Raw genomic sequence first — 21,984 nt, 5'->3', positions numbered from 1 at the left:
GATGAAAAGCGCCTCACTATTGCGCTTTTAACTGATCCTCTATCCGACCGAGTGATTCATCCCGGCCCAGCACAGCCAATACGTCAAAAACTCCCGGAGACGTTGCCTTTCCCGTCAGTGCGGCACGTAGTGGCTGAGCGATCTTTCCGAGTTTCAGGCCGGTTTTTTCAGCATGAACACGAACAGCCGCATCAAGAGCTTCGGCGTTCCAATCACTAACTGCAGCCAAATCGGGCAATACGCCTCGAAGGACGGTCAAACCTTCCTCATTGAGCAGGGTGGAGGCTTTTTCGTCAAGCGGGAGCGGTCGTTCAGCAAACAGATATTTGGCACTGTCGGCAAGTTCCACAAGTGTCTTGGCGCGCTCTTTCAAGCCGGGCATGGCGGCGAGAAGCTGTGCCCTAGTTGTATCATTCAAGCGGGAAATTATGTCAGCCCCACCTTCGATCTCCGGCAAAACGTCGATCATGGCCTTTACCAGATCGGCATCGCTGGAAATTCGCATATAGTGACCGTTAATCGCCTCGAGTTTCTGAAAATCAAAGCGTGATGCGCCGCGATTAATGTCGGATATTTCGAACCATTCGATCATTTGCGCATCGGACATGATCTCGTCATCGCCGTGGCTCCAGCCTAACCGTACGAGATAGTTCCGCAGAGCTGCTGGCAAATATCCCATGGCACGATAGGCTTCAACGCCGAGCGCACCGTGGCGCTTGGAGAGTTTTGCACCGTCTGCGCCATGGATGAGCGGGATATGGCCCATGACAGGCACGGCCCAGTCCATTGCGTTATAAATAACAGTTTGCCGTGCCGCATTGGTCAAATGATCATCGCCACGGATAATGTGCGTGACGCCCATATCGTGATCGTCGACGACGACCGCATGCATATAGGTCGGGTTGCCATCCGAGCGAAGGATAATGAAATCATCAAGGTCTTTATTGGGAAAGCGCACATCGCCTTGCACCTGATCGCGCACCAAGGTTTCACCCTCTTGGGGTGCTTTGATACGAATGACGGGCTTCACGCCAGCAGGGGCTTCCTTCGGATCGCGGTCGCGCCAACGGCCATCATAGCGGGGCGGGCGGCCTTCGGCACGGGCCTTTTCACGCATTTCCTCCAGTTCGGCCTGTGATGCATAGCAATAATAGGCTTTGCCCTTGGTAACCAGTTCTTCAGCTACGTCGCGATGGCGCGGAGCACGATCAAATTGGGAGACAACCTCGCCATCCCAATCAAGACCAAGCCATTTCAATCCATCAAGTATGGCGGTTACAGCTGCTTCGGACGAACGCTCGCGATCGGTATCCTCAATGCGCAATAACATTTTCCCGCCAGTATGCTTGGCATAAAGCCAGTTAAACAGGGCTGTACGGGCGCCGCCAATGTGCAGAAAGCCGGTGGGCGAGGGAGCGAAACGGGTAACGACAGAAGATGACATAGGGTCTCCAGGGCAGTTCGGTCTATTAGTCGAACGTCCAATCGAATTGATTTGGCGTTGATGTACCATAGCGGTGCTGTCGTGCAAGGGCATTGGCAGAAATGGGGATCAATGGCCGAACCGTCAACCGACGAGAAAACGAGCGAAAGGCTTTTCTGGTTTCAACCGGAAAGTCTTGGGCAGCCGCTTGTCAAAACGTCTGGCACCGGAACGATCGATCATTATGGCGTTGGCTCGAATGGCCGCGTCGCCGTATTCAAACGGTCAGTCGAAGGTAAGCTGCAAGCCATTGCCCATGGAATTCCGGCGGCAATCAACGACGAGATTGCGCGAGGCGCGAAATTCTTGTTTTTGCCGGTGTTCGCTGGAACTGGAGCTATCCTTTATTTCGGCGCAAGCGGAGAGCCAAGACTAAGCCCGATGATCCTGGGAATCACGCTGCTTGTCGGATTTTATCTGCTGGCACACAACAGACCTTCGATAAGGATGGTCTGTCTCGGCTTCATGGCAATCACGGCAGGCATGGTTTGCGCAAAGCTGGAAACCAACAGAGCAGCGACGCCTATGCTTGGGTCTGAAGTGACGACCCGGGTGACGGGGCGTATTTCAGCATTGGCAAAGGATGCAAACGGAGGATGGCGGGTGATCCTTGACGTCATAGGCACCGAACGTCCTTCATTGCGTTATGGACCGGAGCGTATTGCGGTTTCTGCACGTCATTTGCCGCGAGATTTGAGCATTGGCGATGGACTCAAAGCACTGGTCCATCTGCGTCCGCAATCGGGCCCGGTTCGGCCAGCCAATTATGATTTTGCCTTTAACAATTATTATCGCGGCATTGGAGCCAACGGCTTTTTGCTGGGCCTGCCTCAAAAAGCCGATGTCGCGCCAAAGGCCGGAATAGCAGCAGCGGCATTCCTGACAATTAGCAATATTCGCCAGCAACTCACCCATCGCATATTGAAAAGCATTAAAGGGGAGCCGGGCGATATTGCGACATCGCTGGTGACAGGGCAGCGCGACGGCATAAGCGAGGAGACCAACAATGCCATGCGCCGCAGCGGCTTGTCACATATTTTGTCCATATCCGGCTTCCATATGGCATTGGTGGCTGCAATCAGCATAGGTTCGCTGCGCGCTGTATTCGCATTCTTTCCAAGTGCATCGGCCCGCTATCCCGTCAAGAAACTCGCGGCTGTCATCGCCCTGTTTGGCTCGGCATTCTATCTTCTGCTTTCAGGCGCCGACGTTGCCGCACAACGCAGCTTTGTGATGCTGGCAGTCATGTTGCTTGCAATGACCGTTGATCGCGCGGCGATATCGATGCGTAATCTCGCAATTGCCGCCTCAATTACAATTGCGGTTTCACCACATGAAATTCTCGGACCAAGTTTCCAGATGTCCTATTCAGCAACTGCTGCCCTTATAGCTTTATATGGCTGGTGGTCACGCTACCATTTGAGACGAGGCCTACGGAAACAGACAAGTGCCAAGGCCGGCATATGGCTGTTTCCATCAAAAGCAACGGCCTATATTGGCGGCATTGCCATGACCTCGCTGGTTGCTGGCGGAGCAAGCTCGATCTTTGCTGCCTATCATTTCAATAATACCGCTCCTTTTGGCCTTGTCGGAAATGCCTTGGCGCTACCAATTGTCTCAATTCTCGTGATGCCCTTCGCAGTGCTTGGCCTGCTCGCCATGCCTTTTGACCTCGATTGGCTTCCGTTTAAAATCATGGGATGGGGCATCGAGATTGTTATCGCCATAGCAAAAGCCGTGGCGTCGCATTCACCAAGTGGAAATCTTGGGTTGATGTCCGAAACTTCGCTTATTCTTATGGCGATAGGGCTTTTGCTTCTTCTATTTCTTTCAACGTGGTTGCGCCTGCTTGCCTTGCCATTGGTAGCATTGGCAATTGGTTTGACGGGACGGGCATCCTATCCTGCGATTATGGTCTCAGAAGACGGAAAACTGGTCGCGTTAAGAACGGACGACGACCATCTGGCGATCAATAAACAAGTGGGCAGCGCCTTCAGCCTCGATAATTGGCAGTTGGGGTATAGGGCCGGGCAGATCATTAAGCCGGCAATGAAAGGCGAGGTTGCAAGCGGCGCTCAATTCGAATGTGCCGATAAGCTTTGCACTGCCCGGGAGCCAGGAGGATTAATCGTTGCCTATACCGATGATGCAACAAGAACAGCAGATGCATGCCTAGAAGGGGATATCATCATTTTGGCTTTTGCCGCGAAGGCTACAAATTGTCCAAATGCTGGAAAATTGTTGCTTTCATCGCAAATGCTGGCGCTCAAAGGCGCTGCGGAGATCAGGTTTGATGCTCCACAATCTGACTCTGTCAAAGCCGATTCCACACCAGTTGGCACCGATTTGGCAAAACAAGAGCTTTCTCAACGCCTGAATTCGGTTGATATAAAGTATGCGATTGGCACGCCCAATCGCCCTTGGAATAATTACCGCATCTATTCCCGCGCCGCGCGCAATCTTGAAGAGCGGCAACTATCCAAGAAACCACCGGATACAAGCAATAAAATGTAGTTCGGCGTTTATGGTAGTCCCAAACATTTTTCGCTAGCTGCTATTCTGTGGCTGTTCGAATGGAGCCTACGAACAAAAGCACACCGTCCAGCGAAGCGTAAACGCCATCAATATCTGCGTATCAGACCGACCAGCTTGCCCTGTACCTGAACGCGGTCCGGTCCAAAGATGCGGGTTTCATAGGCGGGGTTTGCTGCTTCGAGAGCAATGGATGCACCTTTTCGGCGAAAACGCTTCAACGTTGCTTCTTCATCATCCACGAGTGCCACAACGATTTCACCGGGGCTCGCGGTATCTCCGCGCTTGATAACAACAGTGTCGCCGTCAAAAATACCCGCTTCGATCATGGAGTCACCTTTGACCTCAAGCGCATAATGCTCACCGCTGCCGATCATATCGGGCGGGAGATTGAGCATGTGAGTCTGGTTTTGAATTGCAGCGATCGGCACACCGGCAGCGATACGTCCCATAACAGGAATGCTGATCATGTTGGCAGCAACAATATCGGCAGTGCTTGCTTGCGGGCGAGGCGGCGCAACATTTCGTCCCAAACTGCCTTCAATAACGCTCGGAGAAAATTTGCGTTGCGCGTTCAGACCCGGCGCAATTGAGTCGGGCAGGCGAAGCACTTCCAGCGCCCGTGCCCTATTTGCTAGCCGACGAATAAATCCTCGCTCCTCCAGTGCGGTAATCAGGCGATGAATGCCGGATTTAGATGCGAGATCAAGTGCATCCTTCATTTCATCAAAAGAAGGGGGAATGCCCGTTTCCTTCAACCGTTCATGTATGAAGAGCAGAAGTTCATGTTGTTTGCGCGTCAGCATAGGGGCGATCCTTAAGTGTGGAATCGGAAAAACAAAACCAGAACAAACACTATATGTTCCAGTTGTGTTCCACAAGGATTAATATCTGGTATAAACCAGCCCTATATGCCCAATTACTCTGAAAATCAGATGGAATGACGCAAAATATGGGCCTATCCGCTTATCGGAGGACCGCTCGACTGGCGCACTGTGAGTTCTACGGGCCATAATTCATGAATATTGTCCACGGGTTCGCCATCAAGGACGCGCACGAGCATTTCAGCGATTCTCGTGGCGGCGGAGCGCATTGATGATCGCGTGGTGGTCATGGATGGAACCATGTTGCTGGCATTGAGATATGGAAAGACATCGTCATGGGTGATGAGCGATACTTGTTTGCCCAACTGATAACCCTTGTTGCGAACTGCACGTGACACACCCAAAGCGGTCATCATTGATCCTGCAATGATTGCTGTCGGTTGCGGAGTGCATGAAAGCAGCCGTTGCGTTTCACGAAAACCGATTTCATCAGAGAAGTAGTCGTGTACGATGAAGCGCGGGTCGATTTCGACGCCGCGTTCGCTTAGCGCTTGGCGATATCCGAGCTCGCGATGCTCAGAGAACGTAAACCCTCTTAACCCGTCAATCATGGCTATATGCCGATGTCCAAGGTCGAGGAGGTGGCTTGCGGCCTGATAGAATGCGCCCTGATTGTCGATATCCAGCCAGGCATGGGGCCTGTCTATGTTCGTACGGCCATGCAGAACAAAGGGAAAGTTTGCATCGATCAGCATGGATACGCGCTCATCGACCAAAACAGGCCCGGAGACGATGATCGCATCAACCCGTTTGCTCGAAATCAGGCGCTTATAGACCGAAATCTCGTCATTATCGACAATGGGACTGAGCAGAAAATCAATCTCGTCCCGGGAAAGGCGCTCCGCCAAGCCGGCAAGAAATTCCGCGGTATGAGGCCCAAATCGCTGGCTGGAATCTGCGGGGATAACCAGACCGATAGCACCGACACGGCCCATGGCTAGACGTCGGGCATTTGCATTTGCGCTATAGCCAAATTTCAATGCGGCTTTATTGACGCGCTCGCGCGTAGCCTCATTCACTTCCGGATAACCGTTCAGCGCGCGGCTAACGGTCGTCTGGGAAAGGTTGAGCTTTTCAGCGAGTTCTTTCAGCTTCATGCCGGACGGTCCAAAACTGTATTCCTATCTGCGTCGTTCGATGTCTTTGCCTTCGTAATATAATCATACTTCAAAGCGCTTTAAATGATCTGCACAATTTTATTTGCCTGATTAATGGCGTTCATAAACTATTTATTGACATTCGTTTTGCGTTTTGACACCTTTTATCCAAAGCGCTTTGGATAGGTTAATTTCACTGTCTGATGTGCTTGAGGAGGATCGTCAATTGGGGATTGAGTGCCGTCCGGCATGGGTTGATCCATCAAATATTTCTGGGAGGATTTATGAAAAAGAGTTCAGTTTTTGCGGGCATCCTGCTTACAGCGCTGTTGTCTTCAGGTGCCTATGCAGCCAATCTTTCTATTGTTTACAGCTCGACCGGCAATGAAAATGCCGAGTTGCGCAAGCAGCTTGACCGTTTTGAAAAAGAAACAGGCAACAAGGTTTCCATTGTGGCGATGCCATCAAGCAGTTCTGACAATTTCGGTCAGTATCGCCTTTGGCTTGCAGCCGGAAACTCGGATATCGATGTCTATAAGACCGATGTGGTATGGGCGCCTCAGCTATCAGAGCAATTTCTCGATCTGACCGAAGCGGCAAAAGGCGTGGTCGACCAGCATTTCCCGTCGATCATTGAAAGCCAGACAGTGGACGGCAAATTGGTTGCCCTGCCATTATACACAGATGCGCCAGCACTTTATTATCGCAAGGATCTGCTCGAAAAGTACAAGAAGCCGGTCCCCAAGACATGGGATGAAATGGCTGCGACCGCCAAGGAAGTGCAGGATGGCGAGCGCCAAGCCGGAAACAAGGGAATGTTCGGATTTGTGTTTCAGGGAAATGCCTATGAGGGTTTAACCTGTAATGCATTGGAATGGATAAAATCATCCGGCGGCGGCCAGATTGTTGAGGCTGACGGTACCATCTCGGTCAATAATCCGGAGGCGGTTGCTGCGATTGATCGTGCCAAAGGCTGGATAGACACCATATCGCCAAAGGGTGCGCTGGCCTATAAGGAAGAAGAGTCCCGCGGGGTCTGGCAGACAGGCAATTCCGTCTTCATGAGGAATTGGCCTTACGCTTATTCATTGAGCCAAGGCGCTGACAGCGCCGTCAAAGGTAAGTTCGATGTTGCGCCGCTGCCCGTGGGAAAAGAGGGCGAGAAATCTGCCGCAACGCTGGGCGGTTGGAATGTGGCTGTTTCAAAATATTCCAAATCACCGGATGAGGCCATAAAGCTTGCTTTGTTCCTGGCAGATGAAAAGCAGCAAAAGGAAATGGCAATCAATATTTCTCATTTGCCGACCATCAAATCGCTCTACGATGACAAGGATATTGCTGCGGCGCAGCCTTTGATCCCATTGTGGAAGCCGGTTTTTGAAACGGCGGTTCCACGACCGTCTGCTCCGACAAAGGTCAAGTATAACGAAGTCTCCTCAATGTTCTGGAGTGCTGTTCACGACACATTGTCCGGAAATGGCACGGCCGCTGAAAACATTGAAGTACTTGAAGCCAAGATCGCCGAGCTTCAGGGAGGTAGCTGGTAGTTTTCTGCCAGCATAAGGGCACGGTGCGAGCGGTTGGAAGCCTCCTGACAATCCGCTCGCACCGACTGCCTGAGTTCACATCCCGATGTTTTTCCTGGGCAGGAATTCAAACATGACCTCAACAGCATTGCGATCAGATCTGTTACGCCAGCGATCCCGCTCGGCTCAGCTTTTCCTCATACCGATGATCATTGCTTTGGCAATCGTGGCTGGCTGGCCATTGATCCGAACCATCTATTTTTCCTTCACCGATGCTTCGCTCACAAATATGGGGGAAGCTAAATGGGTGGGATTCAAGAACTATCTTTCATGGGTCCAGCTGAAAAGTGGGCGCACGCTTTATTCCGGCCTGCTCGTCGATCCAGCATGGTGGAATGCAGTCTGGAACACAGTACGCTTTGCTGTCATTTCGGTGGCGCTTGAAGCCTTTTTCGGAATGATTATCGCCCTCGTGCTGAACGCCGAATTCAAGGGCAGGGGCATTGTCCGCGCAGCAATTCTTATCCCTTGGGCGATACCGACTATCGTCTCTGCCCGCATGTGGGGCTGGATGTTGAACGATCAGTTCGGCATTCTCAATGACCTTTTCATGCGCCTTGGCTTTATCGACAATCCAATCGCATGGACCGCAAGTTCCGATACGGCAATGATCGCCGTGTTGATCGTGGATGTATGGAAGACCACACCTTTTATGGCGCTTCTGATCCTTGCAGGTCTGCAAATGGTTCCGAACGATGTTTACGAGGCTGCAAAGATTGACGGCGTCCATCCTGTAAAGCAGTTCTTCCGTATAACGCTTCCTCTCGTAAAACCGGCGCTGATGGTCGCAATCATCTTCCGGCTGCTTGATGCCATGCGTATTTTTGACCTGATTTATGTCCTGACGCCAAACAGTGCTCAGACGAAAACCATGTCGGTGCTGGCCCGCGAAAATCTCATTGAATTCGACAAGTTTGCCTATGGCTCGGCGCAATCGACACTGCTTTTCGTCGTTATTGCTCTCATGACCATTGTCGCAATCTGGGTCGGCCGAGTTCGGCTGGATGGGGGAGATCGCTGATGCCCGTAGCTATCAAGAATACAGCATTTTATGCGCTTGTGGTGCTCATTGTCCTGTTTGCGGTGTTCCCATTTTACTACGCGATCATCACGAGCTTCAAAACGGGCAGTGCGCTTTTCACGATTGAATATTGGCCGACGTCATTTTCCCTGGCCAATTATGTCAGTGTTATCGAAGCGGGCAGCTTTCCCCGCAATCTTCTGAATTCGCTTATTGTCTCCGGCCTCGTTGTAGCCTTGTCGCTGCTTATGGCGGTTACGGCAGCCTTCGCTTTGGCGCGTGTGCGGTTTCGTGGCCGCTCGCTTCTATTGCTGACAATTCTTTCGGTTTCCATGTTTCCGCAGATTGCAGTGCTGGCGGGGCTGTTCGAGGTTATCCGTTTCCTCGGGCTTTATAATACATTGTGGGGCCTGATCTTCTCGTACACGATATTCACATTGCCTTTTACCGTGTGGGTGCTCACTACATTCATGCGCGATCTGCCGATTGAAATCGAGGAGGCGGCTATTGTTGATGGTGCCACGCCTTGGGTGATCATCACCAAAGTATTCCTGCCGCTCATGTGGCCAGCGCTGGTAACAACAGGCCTTCTGGCATTCATCGCTGCATGGAATGAGTTTCTGTTTGCCTTGACGTTTACATCGTCCACGGAAACGCGAACGGTTCCCGTCATCATTGCACTTCTATCCGGCGCCAGCGCTCACGAGGTACCGTGGGGTCTGATCATGGCTGCATCCGTCATCGTAACGGTACCGCTGGTGGTTCTAGTGCTTATTTTCCAACGCAAGATCATTTCCGGTCTCACCGCCGGCGGCGTCAAAGGCTAGAGCCTTGCGCTCAGGGGAGTTTCAAAAATGACAGTTATTCGTTTGAACAATGTACGCAAATCCTTCGGTACCTTTGATGTGATCAAGGGCGTGGATCTCGAAATCAATCCTTGCGAGTTCATGGTTTTCGTGGGGCCGTCCGGCTGCGGAAAATCGACGCTCCTTCGCTTGATTGCAGGGCTTGAAGACATCACCTCCGGCACGCTGGCTTTCGACGAGAAGGTTGTAAACAGCCTCACTCCATCGCAGCGTGGCATCGCCATGGTGTTCCAATCCTATGCGCTTTATCCGCATATGACTGTTTACGACAACATGGCTTTCGGGCTGAAGCTGGCAAAGGGTGGCGCGGACGAAATCAAGCGCCGGGTGAACGAGGCGGCGGAAATGCTGCAAATCACCGATTACCTCGACAGATTGCCCAAACAACTCTCAGGAGGGCAAAGGCAGCGCGTCGCCATTGGCCGGGCGATCGTGCGAGATCCGAAAGTATTTCTCTTCGATGAGCCGCTTTCGAACCTCGATGCCGCATTGCGGGTGCAAACGCGTCTTGAAATCGCCAAGCTCCACGCGAAAATGCATGAGACGACGATGATCTACGTCACGCATGATCAGGTGGAAGCCATGACGTTGGCTGATCGCATCTGTGTATTGCGTGATGGCAATGTGGAGCAGGTCGGTACGCCGATGGAGCTATATGAGAAACCGCAATCGACTTTCGTTGCCGGATTTATAGGATCTCCAAAGATGAACTTCCTGACTGAAAAATTCGCCGATGCCTATAAGGCGCACACGCTTGGGGTGCGTCCGGAGCATCTTGAAGTTCGGGAAAAGGCTGGCACTTGGGCTGGAAAGCTCATCCATTCTGAAAATCTCGGTTCTGAAAGCTATCTCTATATCGATATTGGCGCAAAGGAACCGCTTGTCGTTCGTCAGGACGGGAAGCCAAGCCGGCAGCCGGGGGATCTTCTCCATGTTTCGCCCATCAACGACAATGTTCACCGCTTCGACCAATCGGGCTACCCGGCCCGGGCATGAAGCAAAAGCAGCACACAGCATAAAGTAAGGAAATAATCATGCCGATTCGTACGCTCGTCTGGGGTGAAAACGTTCACGAGCATATCAACAAGACCGTTGCCGACATATATCCGGAAGGTATGCACAATCAGATAGCCAAATTGATTGGCAAGGATGCCAATATCAGTGTGAAGATCACGACGTTGCAGGAACCCGAACATGGCTTGACCGACAAGGCACTTGAAGAGACGGACGTTTTGGTCTGGTGGGGCCATCGCGCTCACGGCGATGTTGCCGATGAAATCGTAGAGCGTGTTGCAAAGCGTGTTTGGGAGGGAATGGGCCTTATTGTTCTTCACTCCGGGCACTTTTCCAAGATTTTCAAGCGTCTGATGGGATCACCTTGCGCCCTGAACTGGCGTGAGGCAGGGGAACGCGAGCGTCTTTGGGTGGTCAATCCAGGACATCCGATTGCCAAGGGGTTGCCAGCTTATTTCGAGCTCGAGAATGAGGAAATGTATGGCGAACCGTTTTCGGTTCCAGAACCTCTGGAAACAGTTTTCGTGTCATGGTTTCAGGGTGGCGAAGTTTTCCGCTCGGGACTGACCTATCGCAAGGGCGCGGGTAACGTTTTCTACTTCCGTCCTGGTCATGAAACCTATCCTACCTATCATGATGAGACAGTGGGCCTGGTCTTAAGAAATGCCGTCAATTGGGCCTATAATTCCAATCGGTTCCCGCACATTACGGATGCTCCGAATGTGCCTGTAGAGAAGGCTCTGGAGCCTATCAAGGCTCGGGGTGAAAGTTTGCACGAGGCTGGCGAAGAAGGCTTCCGCTAGACCTTCAAGTACGATTAGAGATGATGAATATCGATCGCGGCGCTTGCACTCGGGGAGTGCAGCGCGCGTTTAAAGGACCGCAAGCATGCGTTTATTGATCCTAGGAACCGGCAGCATGGCCAATGCCCATGCAAAGAATTTCTCTGAAATTGAGGGGGTGACACTTGCGGGTGCTGTCGATGTGAACATCAATAGTGTCGAAGCGTTCCGCGAAAAATACAATATTGAGCGGGCCTTCACATCGCTCGATGACGCGCTTGCATGGGGTGATTTTGATTCGGTTGCCAATATCACGCCCGACAACATTCACTATGCAACCACTATGCAATGCCTAAGGGCTGGCAAGCATGTTTTCTGTGAAAAGCCTCTGGCCGTGAACCATCAGGACGCGATGGAAATGGCTCAGACGGCGGAAGCGGCACATCTGGTCGGTATGGTCAACTTGACCTATCGCAATGTCGCGCAGTTGCAGGCTGCTCGTAAACTCGTGACCAGCGGTCAGATCGGGCAGGTCAAGCATGTCGAAGCTTCATATCTGCAAAGCTGGCTTGTTGCGAAAATGTGGGGCGAATGGCGCACTGAAAGTCGTTGGCTTTGGCGGCTGTCGAAAAAGCACGGCTCAAACGGAACTCTGGGCGACGTTGGCGTCCATATTCTGGACTTTGTGGTTTATGCCACCGACACAGAAATTGACGAAATATTCTGCCGGTTGAAAGCCTTCGACAAGGCTGACGGCAACAGGATCGGCGAATATGATCTTGATGCGAATGACAGCTTTACCATGACAGTCAGCTTCACAAACGGCGCGCTGGGCGTCGTGCATTCAAGCCGTTGGGCAACGGGCCATGTCAATGAATTGAGGTTGCGGGTCTATGGCGACAAGGGATCGCTGGAAATCCAGCATCGGCATGATGGCTCAAAATTGATGGTTTGTCTCGGCGACGATGTTGAAGCTGCAACGTGGAAAGAACTTGATGTCGAGCCGGTCTCAACAAATTATCAGCGTTTCGTTGAAGCGGTTGGACAGGGCAGAACATTAGAGCCGTCATTCCGCCACGCCGCAAAATTGCAAAAAGCAATAGACCTTGCCACGATCACGGAGATGGATCGCAAGGAACATCAGCTGGAAACAAATTCAGCGTAGCAACATCACCTTGCACATGGTTCCGGCCCTGAGGGCGGGGGCATGTGGTTCGCGGATGATAAGGCATTCGGCATCGCTCAAAAACTTCAGCATTGACGAATCCTGCAAGGGAAAAGGCGTGGCTGTGAGCGTGCCGTCGGCATTTCGTGTAAGCGTGGCGCGCACATAGTCCTGACGTTGATCATTCGTGTCCATGTCACGACCCAAAACTGCTGCACGCAGGTTGGAGTGGTGCTCCAGCCCAAGCATCGCGCGGATCAGCGGTACCAGGAAGATGTGACCGCATATCAAGCTGGATACGGGATTACCCGGCAGGCCCAGAATATTCATGTCGTTCAATCGCCCGAACATGAGTGGCTTGCCGGGGCGCAAAGCAATCTTCCAGAAATCGAGTTTCATGCCCTTGGCAGCTAAAGCAGGCTGAACCAGATCATGATCACCAACGGATGCGCCGCCGAGCGTTACTAGAATATCCGCTTGAGCTACCACGGCGCGGTCTACAGCCTCGCTCAAAGCTTCCAGTCGGTCTTCTGCTATGCCAAGATCAATAGGCAAACCACCTGCCTGGCGTATGATTTCGGCCAGACCAAAAGTGTTTGAGGCAATAATCTGGTCGGGCCGGAACACTTCGCCAGGATTCACCAATTCATCGCCGGTTGCAAGAATTGCAACTTTTGGTTGCCGATATACCCGCACTGCGGGATAATTTGCTGCGGCAGCCAGTGCAAGGGCCGAAGGATCGAGCGTTCGGCCATTTTTCAACAGCAGATCACCCTCCTGAAAATCCAGTCCCGCCTTGCGAATATTTTTGCCGAGGGTAATCGTCTCTTTGATTTCGACTTGGGAGCCGTGGGCAATGGTATTTTCCTGAATTACCACGCTATCAGCACCAGCAGGAACGGGCGCGCCGGTGAAAATTCGAACAGCCTCTCCAACGCCCAACGAACCTTGAAAGGCATGACCCGCTGCAGATTGGCCAATCAGTTTCAAGTTGACGGGGACGTTTGCGATATCGGCAGCGCGAACAGCATAGCCATCCATCGCCGATGCGGCGAAGGGCGGTTGTTGCCGTTTTGCATAAAGGTCTTCAGCCAGAACACGCGCCCCGGCTTCGCTTAGCGGAACTGTTTCCGCATCTGTTCTGACAGCGGCACCGACGATGCGCGACAGGGCTTCATCAACGGGGAGGAGTCCAGCCATTTAACGCTCGCTGGCAGTAATATTGGCAGACCAATCGCCAGATTTTCCGCCGGTTTTCTGCAAGAGCCGAATGTTTTGAATATTCATGCCCTTGTCCACGGCTTTTGCCATGTCATAAATCGTCAGACAGGCCACGGAAACAGCGGTTAGAGCCTCCATCTCAACACCCGTCTTGCCCGTCAATTTAACAGTCGCAGTGACGTGCAGGCCGGGCAATGTCTCATCGGCTTCAATATCGATCGATATTTTGCTCAACAGCAGTGGATGGCATAGCGGGATGAGTTCGTGCGTCTTCTTGGCGGCCATGATGCCAGCGATGCGTGCGGTGCCGATAACATCGCCTTTAGCGGCATTGCCGGTCTGGATAAGCTTTAGCGTCTCTGGGAGCATGGAAACAAACCCCTCAGCTGTTGCCAGACGCACTGTTTCAGTCTTGTCGCCAACATCCACCATATTGGCTGCGCCTGTCGCATCGAGATGGGACAGTTTGGAGGGCGTCATGCGGCATCCGTTTGCGATGTATTGCCGAATAGAAGTGATTTGGTTGCAGCTGTCACGTCGACTTGACGCATCAGGCTTTCGCCAACGAGGAATGAGCCGATATTGGATTGTGCCAACCGCCGACAATCGTCATGAGTGAACACGCCACTTTCGCTGACAAGGAATTTAGAGTCCGGCACCATGGCAGCCAGTCTTTCTGATACAGCCAGATCAACTTCAAAGGTGCGCAGATTGCGATTATTGATACCCAGAAGCGGCGAGGATAGTTTCAGCGCGCGCTCCATCTCTGCTTCGTCATGAACCTCGACAAGTACGTCCATACCGAGCGAGAACGCAGTTTCTTCAAGCGCAATCGCCAGATCGTCAGTCACGCTGGCCATAATGATCAAAATGCAATCAGCACCCCAGCTCCGCGCTTCATAGACCTGGTAGGTATCGAAGAGAAAATCTTTACGCAGGGCAGGGAGCTTCACCGCAGCACGTGCTGTCTTCAAGAATTCCGGCGCACCTTGAAATGATGGGCCATCGGTCAAAACCGAAAGACATGCTGCACCGCCGAGTTCATAGGCTTTTGCCAAAGCAGGCGGATCAAAGTCTGCCCGGATCAATCCCTTGGATGGGCTAGCCTTTTTAATTTCGGCAATCAGGGCAAATTCGCCCTTGGCGCGTTTCGACTTCAGAGCATCGAGAAAGCCACGGCAGCTATCTTGATCGGCGATATAGGCTTTGAGATCTTCCAGCGACGCGGTGGCCTTTGCGGCTGCGATTTCCTCGCGCTTATAGGCCTCAATCTTGCGAAGAATATCTACCATGGTCAGGCAACCCTGCTGTTTGACACTTGCACGAGGTTCTTTAGCACATTTCGCGCCGCGCCGCTGTCAATGGAATGAGCGGCCATCTCAATACCAGCCTTCAGATCGTTTACAGCTCCGGCTATTACAAGTCCTGCACCGGCGTTGAACAGTGTGATATCGCGATAGGCGCCATGTGCCCCATCCAGCACGGAAAGCAAGGAAACAGCATTCTCATCGGCTGTTCCGCCTTTCAGGTCCTGGGGGTCAACCCGCCTTAAACCAAACGTTTCCGGTTCAATTTCGAAGGTACGGATTGTACCGTTTTCGAGAGCGGCAACCTTGGTCACCCCTGCGGTGGTGATTTCATCCAGACCGTCGCCATGCACCACCCAAACCGACTGGGAGCCGAGATTTTTTAGCACATGCGCAATCGGCTCGACCCATTCGGGTGCGTAGACGCCAACCAATTGACGTTTTACGCCTGCCGGATTTGTCAACGGTCCCAAAAGGTTGAAAATAGTACGTGTTCCAAGCTCAACGCGCGCAGGGCCAACATGCTTCATTGCCTGATGGTGCATTGGCGCGAACATGAAGCCAATTCCCGCCTGCTCAATGCAGGTTGCTATGAGTTCCGGACCAATTTCAATATTAATACCAAGCGCGGCTAGCGTATCGGCGGCCCCTGATCGGGATGATAACGCCCGGTTGCCATGTTTTGCGACCGGCACACCGGCTCCTGCAGCGACGAAGGCAGCACATGTCGAAACGTTGTAGGACCCTGACTGATCACCGCCGGTGCCAACAATATCAATCGCGTCGACGGAAATGGCAACCTTGAGCATCTTCGAGCGCATGGCAGCAACGGCGCCTGTGATCTCATCAATGTTTTCACCGCGAACACGCAAAGCCATCAGCAGCGCGCCAATCTGGGCCGGGGTAGCCTGTCCCGACATCATGATGTCGAAAGCTTCAACCGCCTCGTCCTGGGAAAGTGCGTTGCCGGAAGCGGCAATACCAATGAAACGCTTTAGCTCAGCCATTATTCACACATTCTTACCGGGCGAGCGCCTGATCGATGACTGTCTTGTTGACTGTCACCGGATAGACGGTCTGCAATTGCGCTATCAACTGGTCGAGGAGATCATCTGCAAGACGCGAACCAAATGCATCTTTCTCTGCGGCTGTAAGAGATTCAGGACCGACATTGGCGGGTTCGATTGCCTCGGTAACCTTAAAGATCAACTTCGATCCATCGCTTGCCGATTCACTCATTCCAACCAAGCCCTGAGGTCCATCGAAAACAGAATCTACGCCACCTTGACCGAGGTCAGCATCCTTGCTTTCGCGCGTAATCCCACGCTTGGTTTCCTTGGTGAATTTGAACTCAGTGGCAATGTCGTCGAGTGACGTTCCATCCGCAACGCGCTTGCGAACTTCCTCAGCTTTCGCATTCAGCTGTTTTTCGAGTTCGGCTGTCTCCCAATGCTCGATGACCTTGGCTTTAACTTCGTCCAATGGCCGTTCACGGGCTGGCGTTACGCTGTCGACATCGTACCAGAGATAGGCATTCGTGCCGAGGCTGAACGGCTCATTGTCAAAACCGACATCAGCCTGGAAAATTGCGGCCATCTGGTTTTCATCAAACGGCAAGTTTGGAACGTCTTTTTCGTCGGGCGAGCGACCATTCTGGTCCACCGCATCGATCGTTACCACCTTCAGGTTTTGAGCTGCGGCAGCTTCCGCCATGGTCTGGCCATCAGCGCGCGCATTTTCGTAGGCGTCATGGACATCCGCTACGGCATTTGTCGCCTGTGCAAGGGCAATATTCTCACGAATTTCTTTTTCAACTTCAGGAAGCTGCTTGACTACTTCAGGTGTGACCGCAGTGACGCGAACAATCACAGGACCAAACGTTCCCTTCAATACGTCGCTTACGCCATTGGCTTGAAGCGCGGAGATTGGCTCGGCGATGGATTGGTCGGGCAGGGCACTCTTCGGGAATGTGCCAAGATGCACATCATTCATGCTCTTGCCTTCGGCCTTGACCAAATCCTCGAAGCTCATGCCTGTTTTAAGCTTTTCCAATCCAGCTTTCGCAGCAGCTTCGTCGGCAAATGACAGCTGTTCGATAGTGCGCGTTTCCGGTGTGGAGTAGCGGGCAATGTTCTTTTCGTACTCTGCCTTGATCTCTTCAGGCGTTACCGTTGCCGGGTTTGCAATATCCGACGCCTCAAGTTTGACGTAGCTGACCTTGCGGTATTGCGGCGCGCCATAGACTTCTTTGTTGGCTTCGAAATATGTCTTCAGGTCCGCATCACTTGGGTCGGCAACGCTTGAGACGAAGTTTTTCGGCATAGCTACATATTCAATGGTGCGCGATTCGCCTTTGTAAATAGCGATGGCTTTAACCAGCGTTTCTGGAGCCTTGATCCCGTCTGCGACAGCCTCGACGATCTGTTGGCGGCGTGCAACCTGGGCGCTATTGTCCAGATAGTTTTGCGGCGTCATGCCAGCATTGCGCAGAACGGCGTCAAACTGTGCGCTGCTGAACTGTCCGTTTGCGCCCCGAAATGCGGGATCTTCGGCTGCAAGCTGGGCCAGACGGTCTTTTGACAGACCCAAAGACATCTTGCGGGCCTGCTCATCAAGCAAGGCGCCGGCAACAAGCCGCCCCTGGACCTGATTGCTAATGCCGATGGCATCAGCCTGTTCGCGTGTCAGCCGTTGACCAAAGCGTTGCGACAATGACGCAAGCTCGCGGTCATAAGCCAAGCGGTAATCGAGAGGCGATACTTCGGAATCTCCCGCCTTGATGGCAGCATTGCCGTTAATGGCGCCAAGCAGGGTGCTCGACGCGCCCCAGCCTATAAAGCTGAGTCCGAGAAGAGCTAGAAGCAACTTGGCTACCCAGGTCTGGGCAACATTGCGGAGGGAGTCGAGCATATTAAAGTCACCGTATTAAACGAAACGCAGTTGAATCCTAGCGGGAATAGCGTGATGCAAAGCTTGTGTCGATTGCTTTATCAAGTGAATTTGCTAGTCAGGCAATCAAAGACTTCAGAAAATCGCCCAAACCATGACTTTCGTGACTTAAGGAAGAGAAGATGACCCCCAATATTCGCCCTCTCGTCGCCGGTAACTGGAAAATGAATGGCATGGGAGATCAGCTTGATGAACTTCGCGTGATCATTAATCGTCCCAACTCGGCAATCGGCGAAAAAATAGATGCTCTCATTTGCGTGCCTGCAACGCTTGTCTGGCGAGCTGCGCAATCCGTAGAGGGTGAGAAGTTGAGCATTGGTGGTCAGGACTGCCACGCAAAGCAGTCTGGCGCTCATACAGGCGATATTGCTGCCAGCATGCTGAAAGACGCGGGAGCATCGCACGTCATCGTCGGTCACTCGGAGCGCCGCACCGACCATGGCGAGACCGATGCCATCGTCAATGCCAAGGCGCGCGCTGGCTGGGAAGCTGGTCTTACTGCCATTATCTGCATCGGAGAAACCGAGTTGCAGCGCAAAGCAGGTTCGACGCTGGAAATCATCGCGACGCAACTTGCCGGGTCAGTTCCCGATAATGCCACCGCAGGAAATACGATTGTCGCCTACGAGCCCGTCTGGGCAATCGGAACCGGACTGACACCGACTGCCGAAGACGTGCGGGAAGTCCACGCATCTATTCGGGCGGCATTAAGCGATAGCTTTGGTGAGGAGGGTAGGGCAATGCGCATCCTCTATGGCGGGTCGGTGAAACCATCCAATGCTGTTGAACTTCTTGGTATAGAGAATGTCGATGGCGCACTTGTGGGTGGTGCGAGCTTGAAAGCACCGGACTTTCTAGCCATCTGTGAAGCATATCATTCCCTCTAAGCGTAAAACCGGGCTTGGTTTATCGACCGATACGGTGTAAAGAGCCGCGTCCGACACTTGAGAAGCAGAAAATACCCATGCAAACCGTCCTTATTGTGATTCATCTTCTGATAGTACTTGCCCTCGTTGGGGTTGTGCTCGTGCAGCGTTCCGAAGGCGGTGGTCTGGGTATTGGCGGCGGGTCCGGTTTGATGACGGCACGGGGTGCTGCAAACGTGCTGACCCGCGCAACAGCCATCCTGGCAACAGGGTTCTTTATCACTTCCTTGGCGCTCGGCATTCTTTCGCGCTATAGCGAAACGCCCACTGACATTCTCAACCGTATTCCGACGACGACAGGCAGTCAGCCTGCCGGTCAGCAGCCTCCTTCAAGCGGCGGTGTTCTTAATCAGTTGGGCGGCGCATCGTCGACCGCCCCGGCAACGCCAGCGGCACCAGCCCCCGAATCGACCGCGCCCGCGCCTACAGCACCGGTTACTCCAGCGCAGCCTGCAAATCCTGTTCCGAACTCGCAGTAAAACGCATACGGTTATATAGTTACGCGGAACCACAACAATGTGTTGCGGTTCCGCAACTTCTTTGATGCATCCATCATTCGTCAGGAATGATCACAGCGATTTGCATTGAGAAGGGCCCTGTCTTCAGTTATCGCAATATCAAGTTGGCCTAGGGGGCCCGGCAAGCGTCGCTTGGGACGCTTTGCAATCCATTCGGGAATACACATCATGTTGTCACGTCGCTCATTGCTTATTGGAATGTCGGTACTGGCCTTGGCCGGCCCTGCATCTGCCGAGCCGATCCTCAAGAAACTTACAAAGCCTTTCACTGGCGAACGCGATGCAGCAAAGCCGGTAGAAGTGGCGGAGGTGCGCACGCCAGCCCGTCCGAAGAAAACAAAATATGGCATTGACCCAAAATACATGCCGCAGGAAGTTGAATTCTCCGGGTACAAGCCGGGCACGATCGTGATCGATCCGCAAGCGAGATTTCTCTATCTGGTCCAAAGCGCCTATTCTGCCCGCCGTTATGGTATTGCCGTTGGCAAGGAAGGGCTCGAGTTCAAGGGTACGGCTGTTGTCCAGACAAAGCGCGAATGGCCTCGTTGGATTCCAACCAAGGAAATGATCAAGCGCGAGCCAGCTCATTATGCCAAGTATGAGAACGGTATGGATGGCGGTCCTGGTAATCCTTTGGGCGCCCGTGCAATCTATCTGTCACAGGGAAATCGTGACACCTATGTGCGTATCCACGGCACCGTGCAGCCTTGGACTATTGGTAGCTCAGCTTCCAATGGCTGCTTCCGCATGGTCAACGATCACGTTATTGATCTCTATGATCGCGTGAAAATCGGCACGGAAGTTGTTGTTCTATAACAACTAATACCGGATTTAATTGAACGGCCAGACTTTGCGTCTGGCCGTTTTGTTTGAAATGAAGAAAAGATTTGTGCGGGAAAACGGCGCTTCAGCCGAATTTTTTTGTGGCCAAATCACTTGCAAAGGACTAACGAGATAAGCCCATGGCCCGATATGTTTTCATCACTGGTGGCGTGGTTTCTTCCCTCGGAAAAGGCATCGCTGCAGCCGCTTTGGCGGCACTCCTCCAAGCTCGTGGATACCGTGTACGGATTCGCAAGCTTGATCCTTATCTCAACGTCGACCCCGGAACGATGTCGCCCTATCAACATGGCGAAGTGTTTGTAACCGACGATGGCGCCGAAACTGACCTTGATCTTGGTCATTATGAGCGTTTCACGGGGCGTCCTGCCAATAAGCAGGACAACATCACGACAGGGCGGATTTATCGCAACATTATCGAAAAGGAACGCCGGGGCGATTATCTCGGTGCGACGGTTCAGGTAATTCCGCACGTCACTGATGAGATCAAGAACTTCATTGTCGAAGGCAATGAGGATTATGATTTCGTTCTTTGTGAAATCGGCGGTACGGTCGGTGACATTGAAGCAATGCCTTTCCTTGAGGCGATCCGCCAACTTGGCAATGATTTGCCGCGCGGCAGCGCTGTTTATATCCACCTGACCCTCATGCCCTACATACCGGCTGCGGGTGAACTCAAGACCAAGCCAACCCAGCATTCGGTAAAAGAGCTGCGTTCCATTGGTATTGCTCCCGATATTCTTCTCATTCGCGCTGATCGCGAGATTCCGGAATCCGAGCGCCGCAAGCTATCGCTGTTCTGCAACGTCCGGGCTTCTGCCGTTATTCAGGCGCTTGATGTGGATACAATTTATGATGTGCCTATGGCCTATCATAAAGAAGGTCTGGATTCAGAAGTCTTGGCCGCATTTGGGATCGATCCGGCACCGAAGCCTCGCATGGAGCGTTGGGACGAAGTCAGCCAGCGCATCCACAATCCGGAAGGCGAGGTTACGATTGCCATTGTTGGTAAATATACCGGCCTGAAAGATGCGTATAAATCGCTGATTGAAGCGCTCCATCATGGCGGCATGGCCAATAAGGTAAAGGTCAATCTGGACTGGATCGAATCCGAAATATTCGAACAGGAAGATCCTGCGCCTTACCTGCAAAAGGTTCACGGTATTCTCGTGCCTGGCGGGTTTGGCGAGCGCGGTTCGGAAGGCAAGATACTTGCCGCCAAGTTCGCCCGCGAAAAAAAGGTTCCGTATTTCGGTATTTGTTTTGGCATGCAGATGGCTGTGATCGAAGCCGCTCGTTCCTTGGCTGGCGTCGAAAAGGCATCTTCTACCGAGTTTGGCCCAGCGAGCGAGCCCGTTGTTGGCCTGATGACCGAGTGGCTTAAAGGCAATATGCTTGAAAAGCGCGCGCAGACCGGGGATTTGGGCGGAACGATGCGTCTTGGCGCCTATGATGCGTTGCTCAAGTCGGGCACACGGATTGCTGATATTTACGGTTCTACCGACATTTCCGAACGGCACAGACATCGGTATGAAGTGAATATCGAATATAAGGACCGTCTTGAAGAATGTGGTTTGGTATTCTCGGGCATGTCGCCGGATGGCGTTCTGCCTGAAACGGTGGAATATCCTGACCATCCCTGGTTCATCGGTGTACAGTATCATCCGGAATTGAAGTCGCGTCCGTTTGAGCCACATCCATTGTTTGCATCGTTCATCAATGCGGCGATGGCGCAAAGCAGGCTCGTTTGATCGGCAAGGGTGTGACTTGAATTGCAGTCAGCATTGAGGCAC

At 52.7% G+C, this 21,984-nt stretch carries 19 protein-coding genes; 11 read left to right on the top strand and 8 right to left on the bottom strand.

Features of this window, described 5'->3' with window-relative positions; translation table 11 throughout:
• Positions 1 to 16: 16 nt before the first annotated feature.
• Positions 17 to 1,444: a glutamate--tRNA ligase gene (gene gltX / locus AC6CHM_RS03520; RefSeq protein ID WP_115053021.1), complete on the bottom strand. Its 1,428-nt coding sequence runs from the start codon at positions 1,442 to 1,444 to the stop codon at positions 17 to 19.
• Positions 1,445 to 1,555: 111 nt separating this feature from the next.
• On the opposite strand from gltX, the gene AC6CHM_RS03515 reads away from it, so the two are divergent.
• Complete coding sequence (locus AC6CHM_RS03515; protein WP_498172002.1) at positions 1,556 to 3,997, top strand: ComEC/Rec2 family competence protein; 2,442 nt, start codon at positions 1,556 to 1,558, stop codon at positions 3,995 to 3,997.
• A gap of 107 nt (positions 3,998 to 4,104) precedes the next feature.
• Here the strand turns inward: AC6CHM_RS03515 and lexA are convergent, their stop codons facing one another.
• Both lexA and AC6CHM_RS03505 read right to left on the bottom strand, forming a co-directional pair.
• Complete coding sequence (gene lexA, locus AC6CHM_RS03510; RefSeq protein ID WP_115053023.1) at positions 4,105 to 4,821, bottom strand: transcriptional repressor LexA; 717 nt, start codon at positions 4,819 to 4,821, stop codon at positions 4,105 to 4,107.
• Between the two features lie 152 nt (positions 4,822 to 4,973).
• The gene (locus tag AC6CHM_RS03505) at positions 4,974 to 5,996 is read right to left on the bottom strand and encodes a substrate-binding domain-containing protein (protein WP_115053024.1); all 1,023 of its coding nucleotides are present in this window, start codon (positions 5,994 to 5,996) and stop codon (positions 4,974 to 4,976) included.
• A 284-nt stretch (positions 5,997 to 6,280) separates the two neighbouring features.
• Between AC6CHM_RS03505 and AC6CHM_RS03500 the strand changes: the two genes are divergently transcribed.
• The 6 genes from AC6CHM_RS03500 to AC6CHM_RS03475 all read left to right on the top strand — a co-directional run bounded on the left by AC6CHM_RS03500 (position 6,281) and on the right by AC6CHM_RS03475 (position 12,430).
• A complete protein-coding gene (locus AC6CHM_RS03500) occupies positions 6,281 to 7,543 on the top strand; it encodes an ABC transporter substrate-binding protein (RefSeq protein ID WP_440809189.1) in 1,263 nt (420 codons plus the stop codon).
• A gap of 112 nt (positions 7,544 to 7,655) precedes the next feature.
• Entirely contained in the window at positions 7,656 to 8,603 is a 948-nt protein-coding gene (locus AC6CHM_RS03495; RefSeq protein WP_115053026.1) for a carbohydrate ABC transporter permease, read from the top strand.
• On the top strand, positions 8,603 to 9,430 hold the full coding sequence (locus AC6CHM_RS03490) for a carbohydrate ABC transporter permease (RefSeq protein ID WP_307285152.1): 828 nt from the start codon (positions 8,603 to 8,605) through the stop codon (positions 9,428 to 9,430). Before AC6CHM_RS03495 ends, AC6CHM_RS03490 begins: the two co-directional genes overlap by 1 nt.
• A 27-nt stretch (positions 9,431 to 9,457) precedes the next feature.
• The gene (locus AC6CHM_RS03485) at positions 9,458 to 10,465 is read left to right on the top strand and encodes an ABC transporter ATP-binding protein (protein WP_115053028.1); all 1,008 of its coding nucleotides are present in this window, start codon (positions 9,458 to 9,460) and stop codon (positions 10,463 to 10,465) included.
• 38 nt (positions 10,466 to 10,503) lie between these two features.
• Positions 10,504 to 11,286: a ThuA domain-containing protein gene (locus AC6CHM_RS03480; RefSeq protein WP_498172000.1), complete on the top strand. Its 783-nt coding sequence runs from the start codon at positions 10,504 to 10,506 to the stop codon at positions 11,284 to 11,286.
• 85 nt (positions 11,287 to 11,371) lie between these two features.
• Positions 11,372 to 12,430 carry a Gfo/Idh/MocA family protein gene (locus AC6CHM_RS03475; protein ID WP_336440073.1) on the top strand — a complete coding sequence of 353 codons (1,059 nt, stop codon included), beginning with the start codon at positions 11,372 to 11,374 and terminating at the stop codon, positions 12,428 to 12,430.
• On the opposite strand, the gene AC6CHM_RS03470 is transcribed toward AC6CHM_RS03475, so the two are convergent.
• The 5 genes from AC6CHM_RS03470 to AC6CHM_RS03450 are packed head-to-tail and all read right to left on the bottom strand — an operon-like array spanning position 12,422 to position 17,868.
• Positions 12,422 to 13,630, bottom strand: a complete 1,209-nt coding sequence (locus tag AC6CHM_RS03470; RefSeq protein WP_498171998.1) for a molybdopterin molybdotransferase MoeA — start codon at positions 13,628 to 13,630, stop codon at positions 12,422 to 12,424. The two genes, AC6CHM_RS03475 and AC6CHM_RS03470, sit on opposite strands and share 9 nt — an antisense overlap.
• Entirely contained in the window at positions 13,631 to 14,131 is a 501-nt protein-coding gene (moaC, locus tag AC6CHM_RS03465) for a cyclic pyranopterin monophosphate synthase MoaC (protein WP_354343745.1), read from the bottom strand.
• Positions 14,128 to 14,943, bottom strand: coding sequence for an indole-3-glycerol phosphate synthase TrpC (gene trpC, locus AC6CHM_RS03460; protein WP_115053033.1), 816 nt, complete (start codon positions 14,941 to 14,943; stop codon positions 14,128 to 14,130). The genes moaC and trpC overlap by 4 nt, the downstream gene beginning before the upstream one ends.
• A gap of 2 nt (positions 14,944 to 14,945) precedes the next feature.
• Positions 14,946 to 15,965 carry an anthranilate phosphoribosyltransferase gene (gene trpD, locus AC6CHM_RS03455; protein WP_498171996.1) on the bottom strand — a complete coding sequence of 340 codons (1,020 nt, stop codon included), beginning with the start codon at positions 15,963 to 15,965 and terminating at the stop codon, positions 14,946 to 14,948.
• 13 nt (positions 15,966 to 15,978) lie between these two features.
• The gene (locus tag AC6CHM_RS03450; protein WP_498171994.1) at positions 15,979 to 17,868 is read right to left on the bottom strand and encodes a SurA N-terminal domain-containing protein; all 1,890 of its coding nucleotides are present in this window, start codon (positions 17,866 to 17,868) and stop codon (positions 15,979 to 15,981) included.
• 161 nt (positions 17,869 to 18,029) lie between these two features.
• Here AC6CHM_RS03450 and tpiA point away from each other — a divergent pair, with 161 nt between their 5' ends.
• The 4 genes from tpiA to pyrG all read left to right on the top strand — a co-directional run bounded on the left by tpiA (position 18,030) and on the right by pyrG (position 21,942).
• On the top strand, positions 18,030 to 18,794 hold the full coding sequence (gene tpiA / locus AC6CHM_RS03445; protein WP_498171992.1) for a triose-phosphate isomerase: 765 nt from the start codon (positions 18,030 to 18,032) through the stop codon (positions 18,792 to 18,794).
• 77 nt (positions 18,795 to 18,871) lie between these two features.
• Complete coding sequence (secG, locus tag AC6CHM_RS03440) at positions 18,872 to 19,312, top strand: preprotein translocase subunit SecG (protein ID WP_115053037.1); 441 nt, start codon at positions 18,872 to 18,874, stop codon at positions 19,310 to 19,312.
• A gap of 207 nt (positions 19,313 to 19,519) precedes the next feature.
• A complete protein-coding gene (locus AC6CHM_RS03435) occupies positions 19,520 to 20,167 on the top strand; it encodes a L,D-transpeptidase (RefSeq protein WP_115053038.1) in 648 nt (215 codons plus the stop codon).
• Positions 20,168 to 20,313: 146 nt separating this feature from the next.
• On the top strand, positions 20,314 to 21,942 hold the full coding sequence (pyrG, locus tag AC6CHM_RS03430; RefSeq protein ID WP_307285123.1) for a CTP synthase: 1,629 nt from the start codon (positions 20,314 to 20,316) through the stop codon (positions 21,940 to 21,942).
• Positions 21,943 to 21,984 lie beyond the last annotated feature (42 nt).

The sequence above is a fragment of the Phyllobacterium sp. GQ127 genome (genome assembly GCF_059758635.1).
Note: the sequence above shows the minus strand (reverse complement) of the source record. Positions and strands in the feature narration are given on the sequence as shown.

What these genes read in the sequence shown, in the direction of transcription:
- AC6CHM_RS03485 (WP_115053028.1), top strand. Translation starts at nt 9,458, where the DNA reads ATGACAGTTATTCGTTTGAACAATGTACGCAAATCCTTCGGTACCTTT.
- pyrG (WP_307285123.1), top strand. Translation starts at nt 20,314, where the DNA reads ATGGCCCGATATGTTTTCATCACTGGTGGCGTGGTTTCTTCCCTCGGA.
- trpD (WP_498171996.1), bottom strand. Translation starts at nt 15,965, where the DNA reads ATGGCTGAGCTAAAGCGTTTCATTGGTATTGCCGCTTCCGGCAACGCA.
- AC6CHM_RS03435 (WP_115053038.1), top strand. Translation starts at nt 19,520, where the DNA reads ATGTTGTCACGTCGCTCATTGCTTATTGGAATGTCGGTACTGGCCTTG.
- AC6CHM_RS03490 (WP_307285152.1), top strand. Translation starts at nt 8,603, where the DNA reads ATGCCCGTAGCTATCAAGAATACAGCATTTTATGCGCTTGTGGTGCTC.
- AC6CHM_RS03515 (WP_498172002.1), top strand. Translation starts at nt 1,556, where the DNA reads ATGGCCGAACCGTCAACCGACGAGAAAACGAGCGAAAGGCTTTTCTGG.
- secG (WP_115053037.1), top strand. Translation starts at nt 18,872, where the DNA reads ATGCAAACCGTCCTTATTGTGATTCATCTTCTGATAGTACTTGCCCTC.
- AC6CHM_RS03470 (WP_498171998.1), bottom strand. Translation starts at nt 13,630, where the DNA reads ATGGCTGGACTCCTCCCCGTTGATGAAGCCCTGTCGCGCATCGTCGGT.
- AC6CHM_RS03500 (WP_440809189.1), top strand. Translation starts at nt 6,281, where the DNA reads ATGAAAAAGAGTTCAGTTTTTGCGGGCATCCTGCTTACAGCGCTGTTG.
- lexA (WP_115053023.1), bottom strand. Translation starts at nt 4,821, where the DNA reads ATGCTGACGCGCAAACAACATGAACTTCTGCTCTTCATACATGAACGG.
- AC6CHM_RS03480 (WP_498172000.1), top strand. Translation starts at nt 10,504, where the DNA reads ATGCCGATTCGTACGCTCGTCTGGGGTGAAAACGTTCACGAGCATATC.
- AC6CHM_RS03475 (WP_336440073.1), top strand. Translation starts at nt 11,372, where the DNA reads ATGCGTTTATTGATCCTAGGAACCGGCAGCATGGCCAATGCCCATGCA.
- trpC (WP_115053033.1), bottom strand. Translation starts at nt 14,943, where the DNA reads ATGGTAGATATTCTTCGCAAGATTGAGGCCTATAAGCGCGAGGAAATC.
- moaC (WP_354343745.1), bottom strand. Translation starts at nt 14,131, where the DNA reads ATGACGCCCTCCAAACTGTCCCATCTCGATGCGACAGGCGCAGCCAAT.
- AC6CHM_RS03505 (WP_115053024.1), bottom strand. Translation starts at nt 5,996, where the DNA reads ATGAAGCTGAAAGAACTCGCTGAAAAGCTCAACCTTTCCCAGACGACC.
- AC6CHM_RS03450 (WP_498171994.1), bottom strand. Translation starts at nt 17,868, where the DNA reads ATGCTCGACTCCCTCCGCAATGTTGCCCAGACCTGGGTAGCCAAGTTG.
- AC6CHM_RS03495 (WP_115053026.1), top strand. Translation starts at nt 7,656, where the DNA reads ATGACCTCAACAGCATTGCGATCAGATCTGTTACGCCAGCGATCCCGC.
- tpiA (WP_498171992.1), top strand. Translation starts at nt 18,030, where the DNA reads ATGACCCCCAATATTCGCCCTCTCGTCGCCGGTAACTGGAAAATGAAT.
- gltX (WP_115053021.1), bottom strand. Translation starts at nt 1,444, where the DNA reads ATGTCATCTTCTGTCGTTACCCGTTTCGCTCCCTCGCCCACCGGCTTT.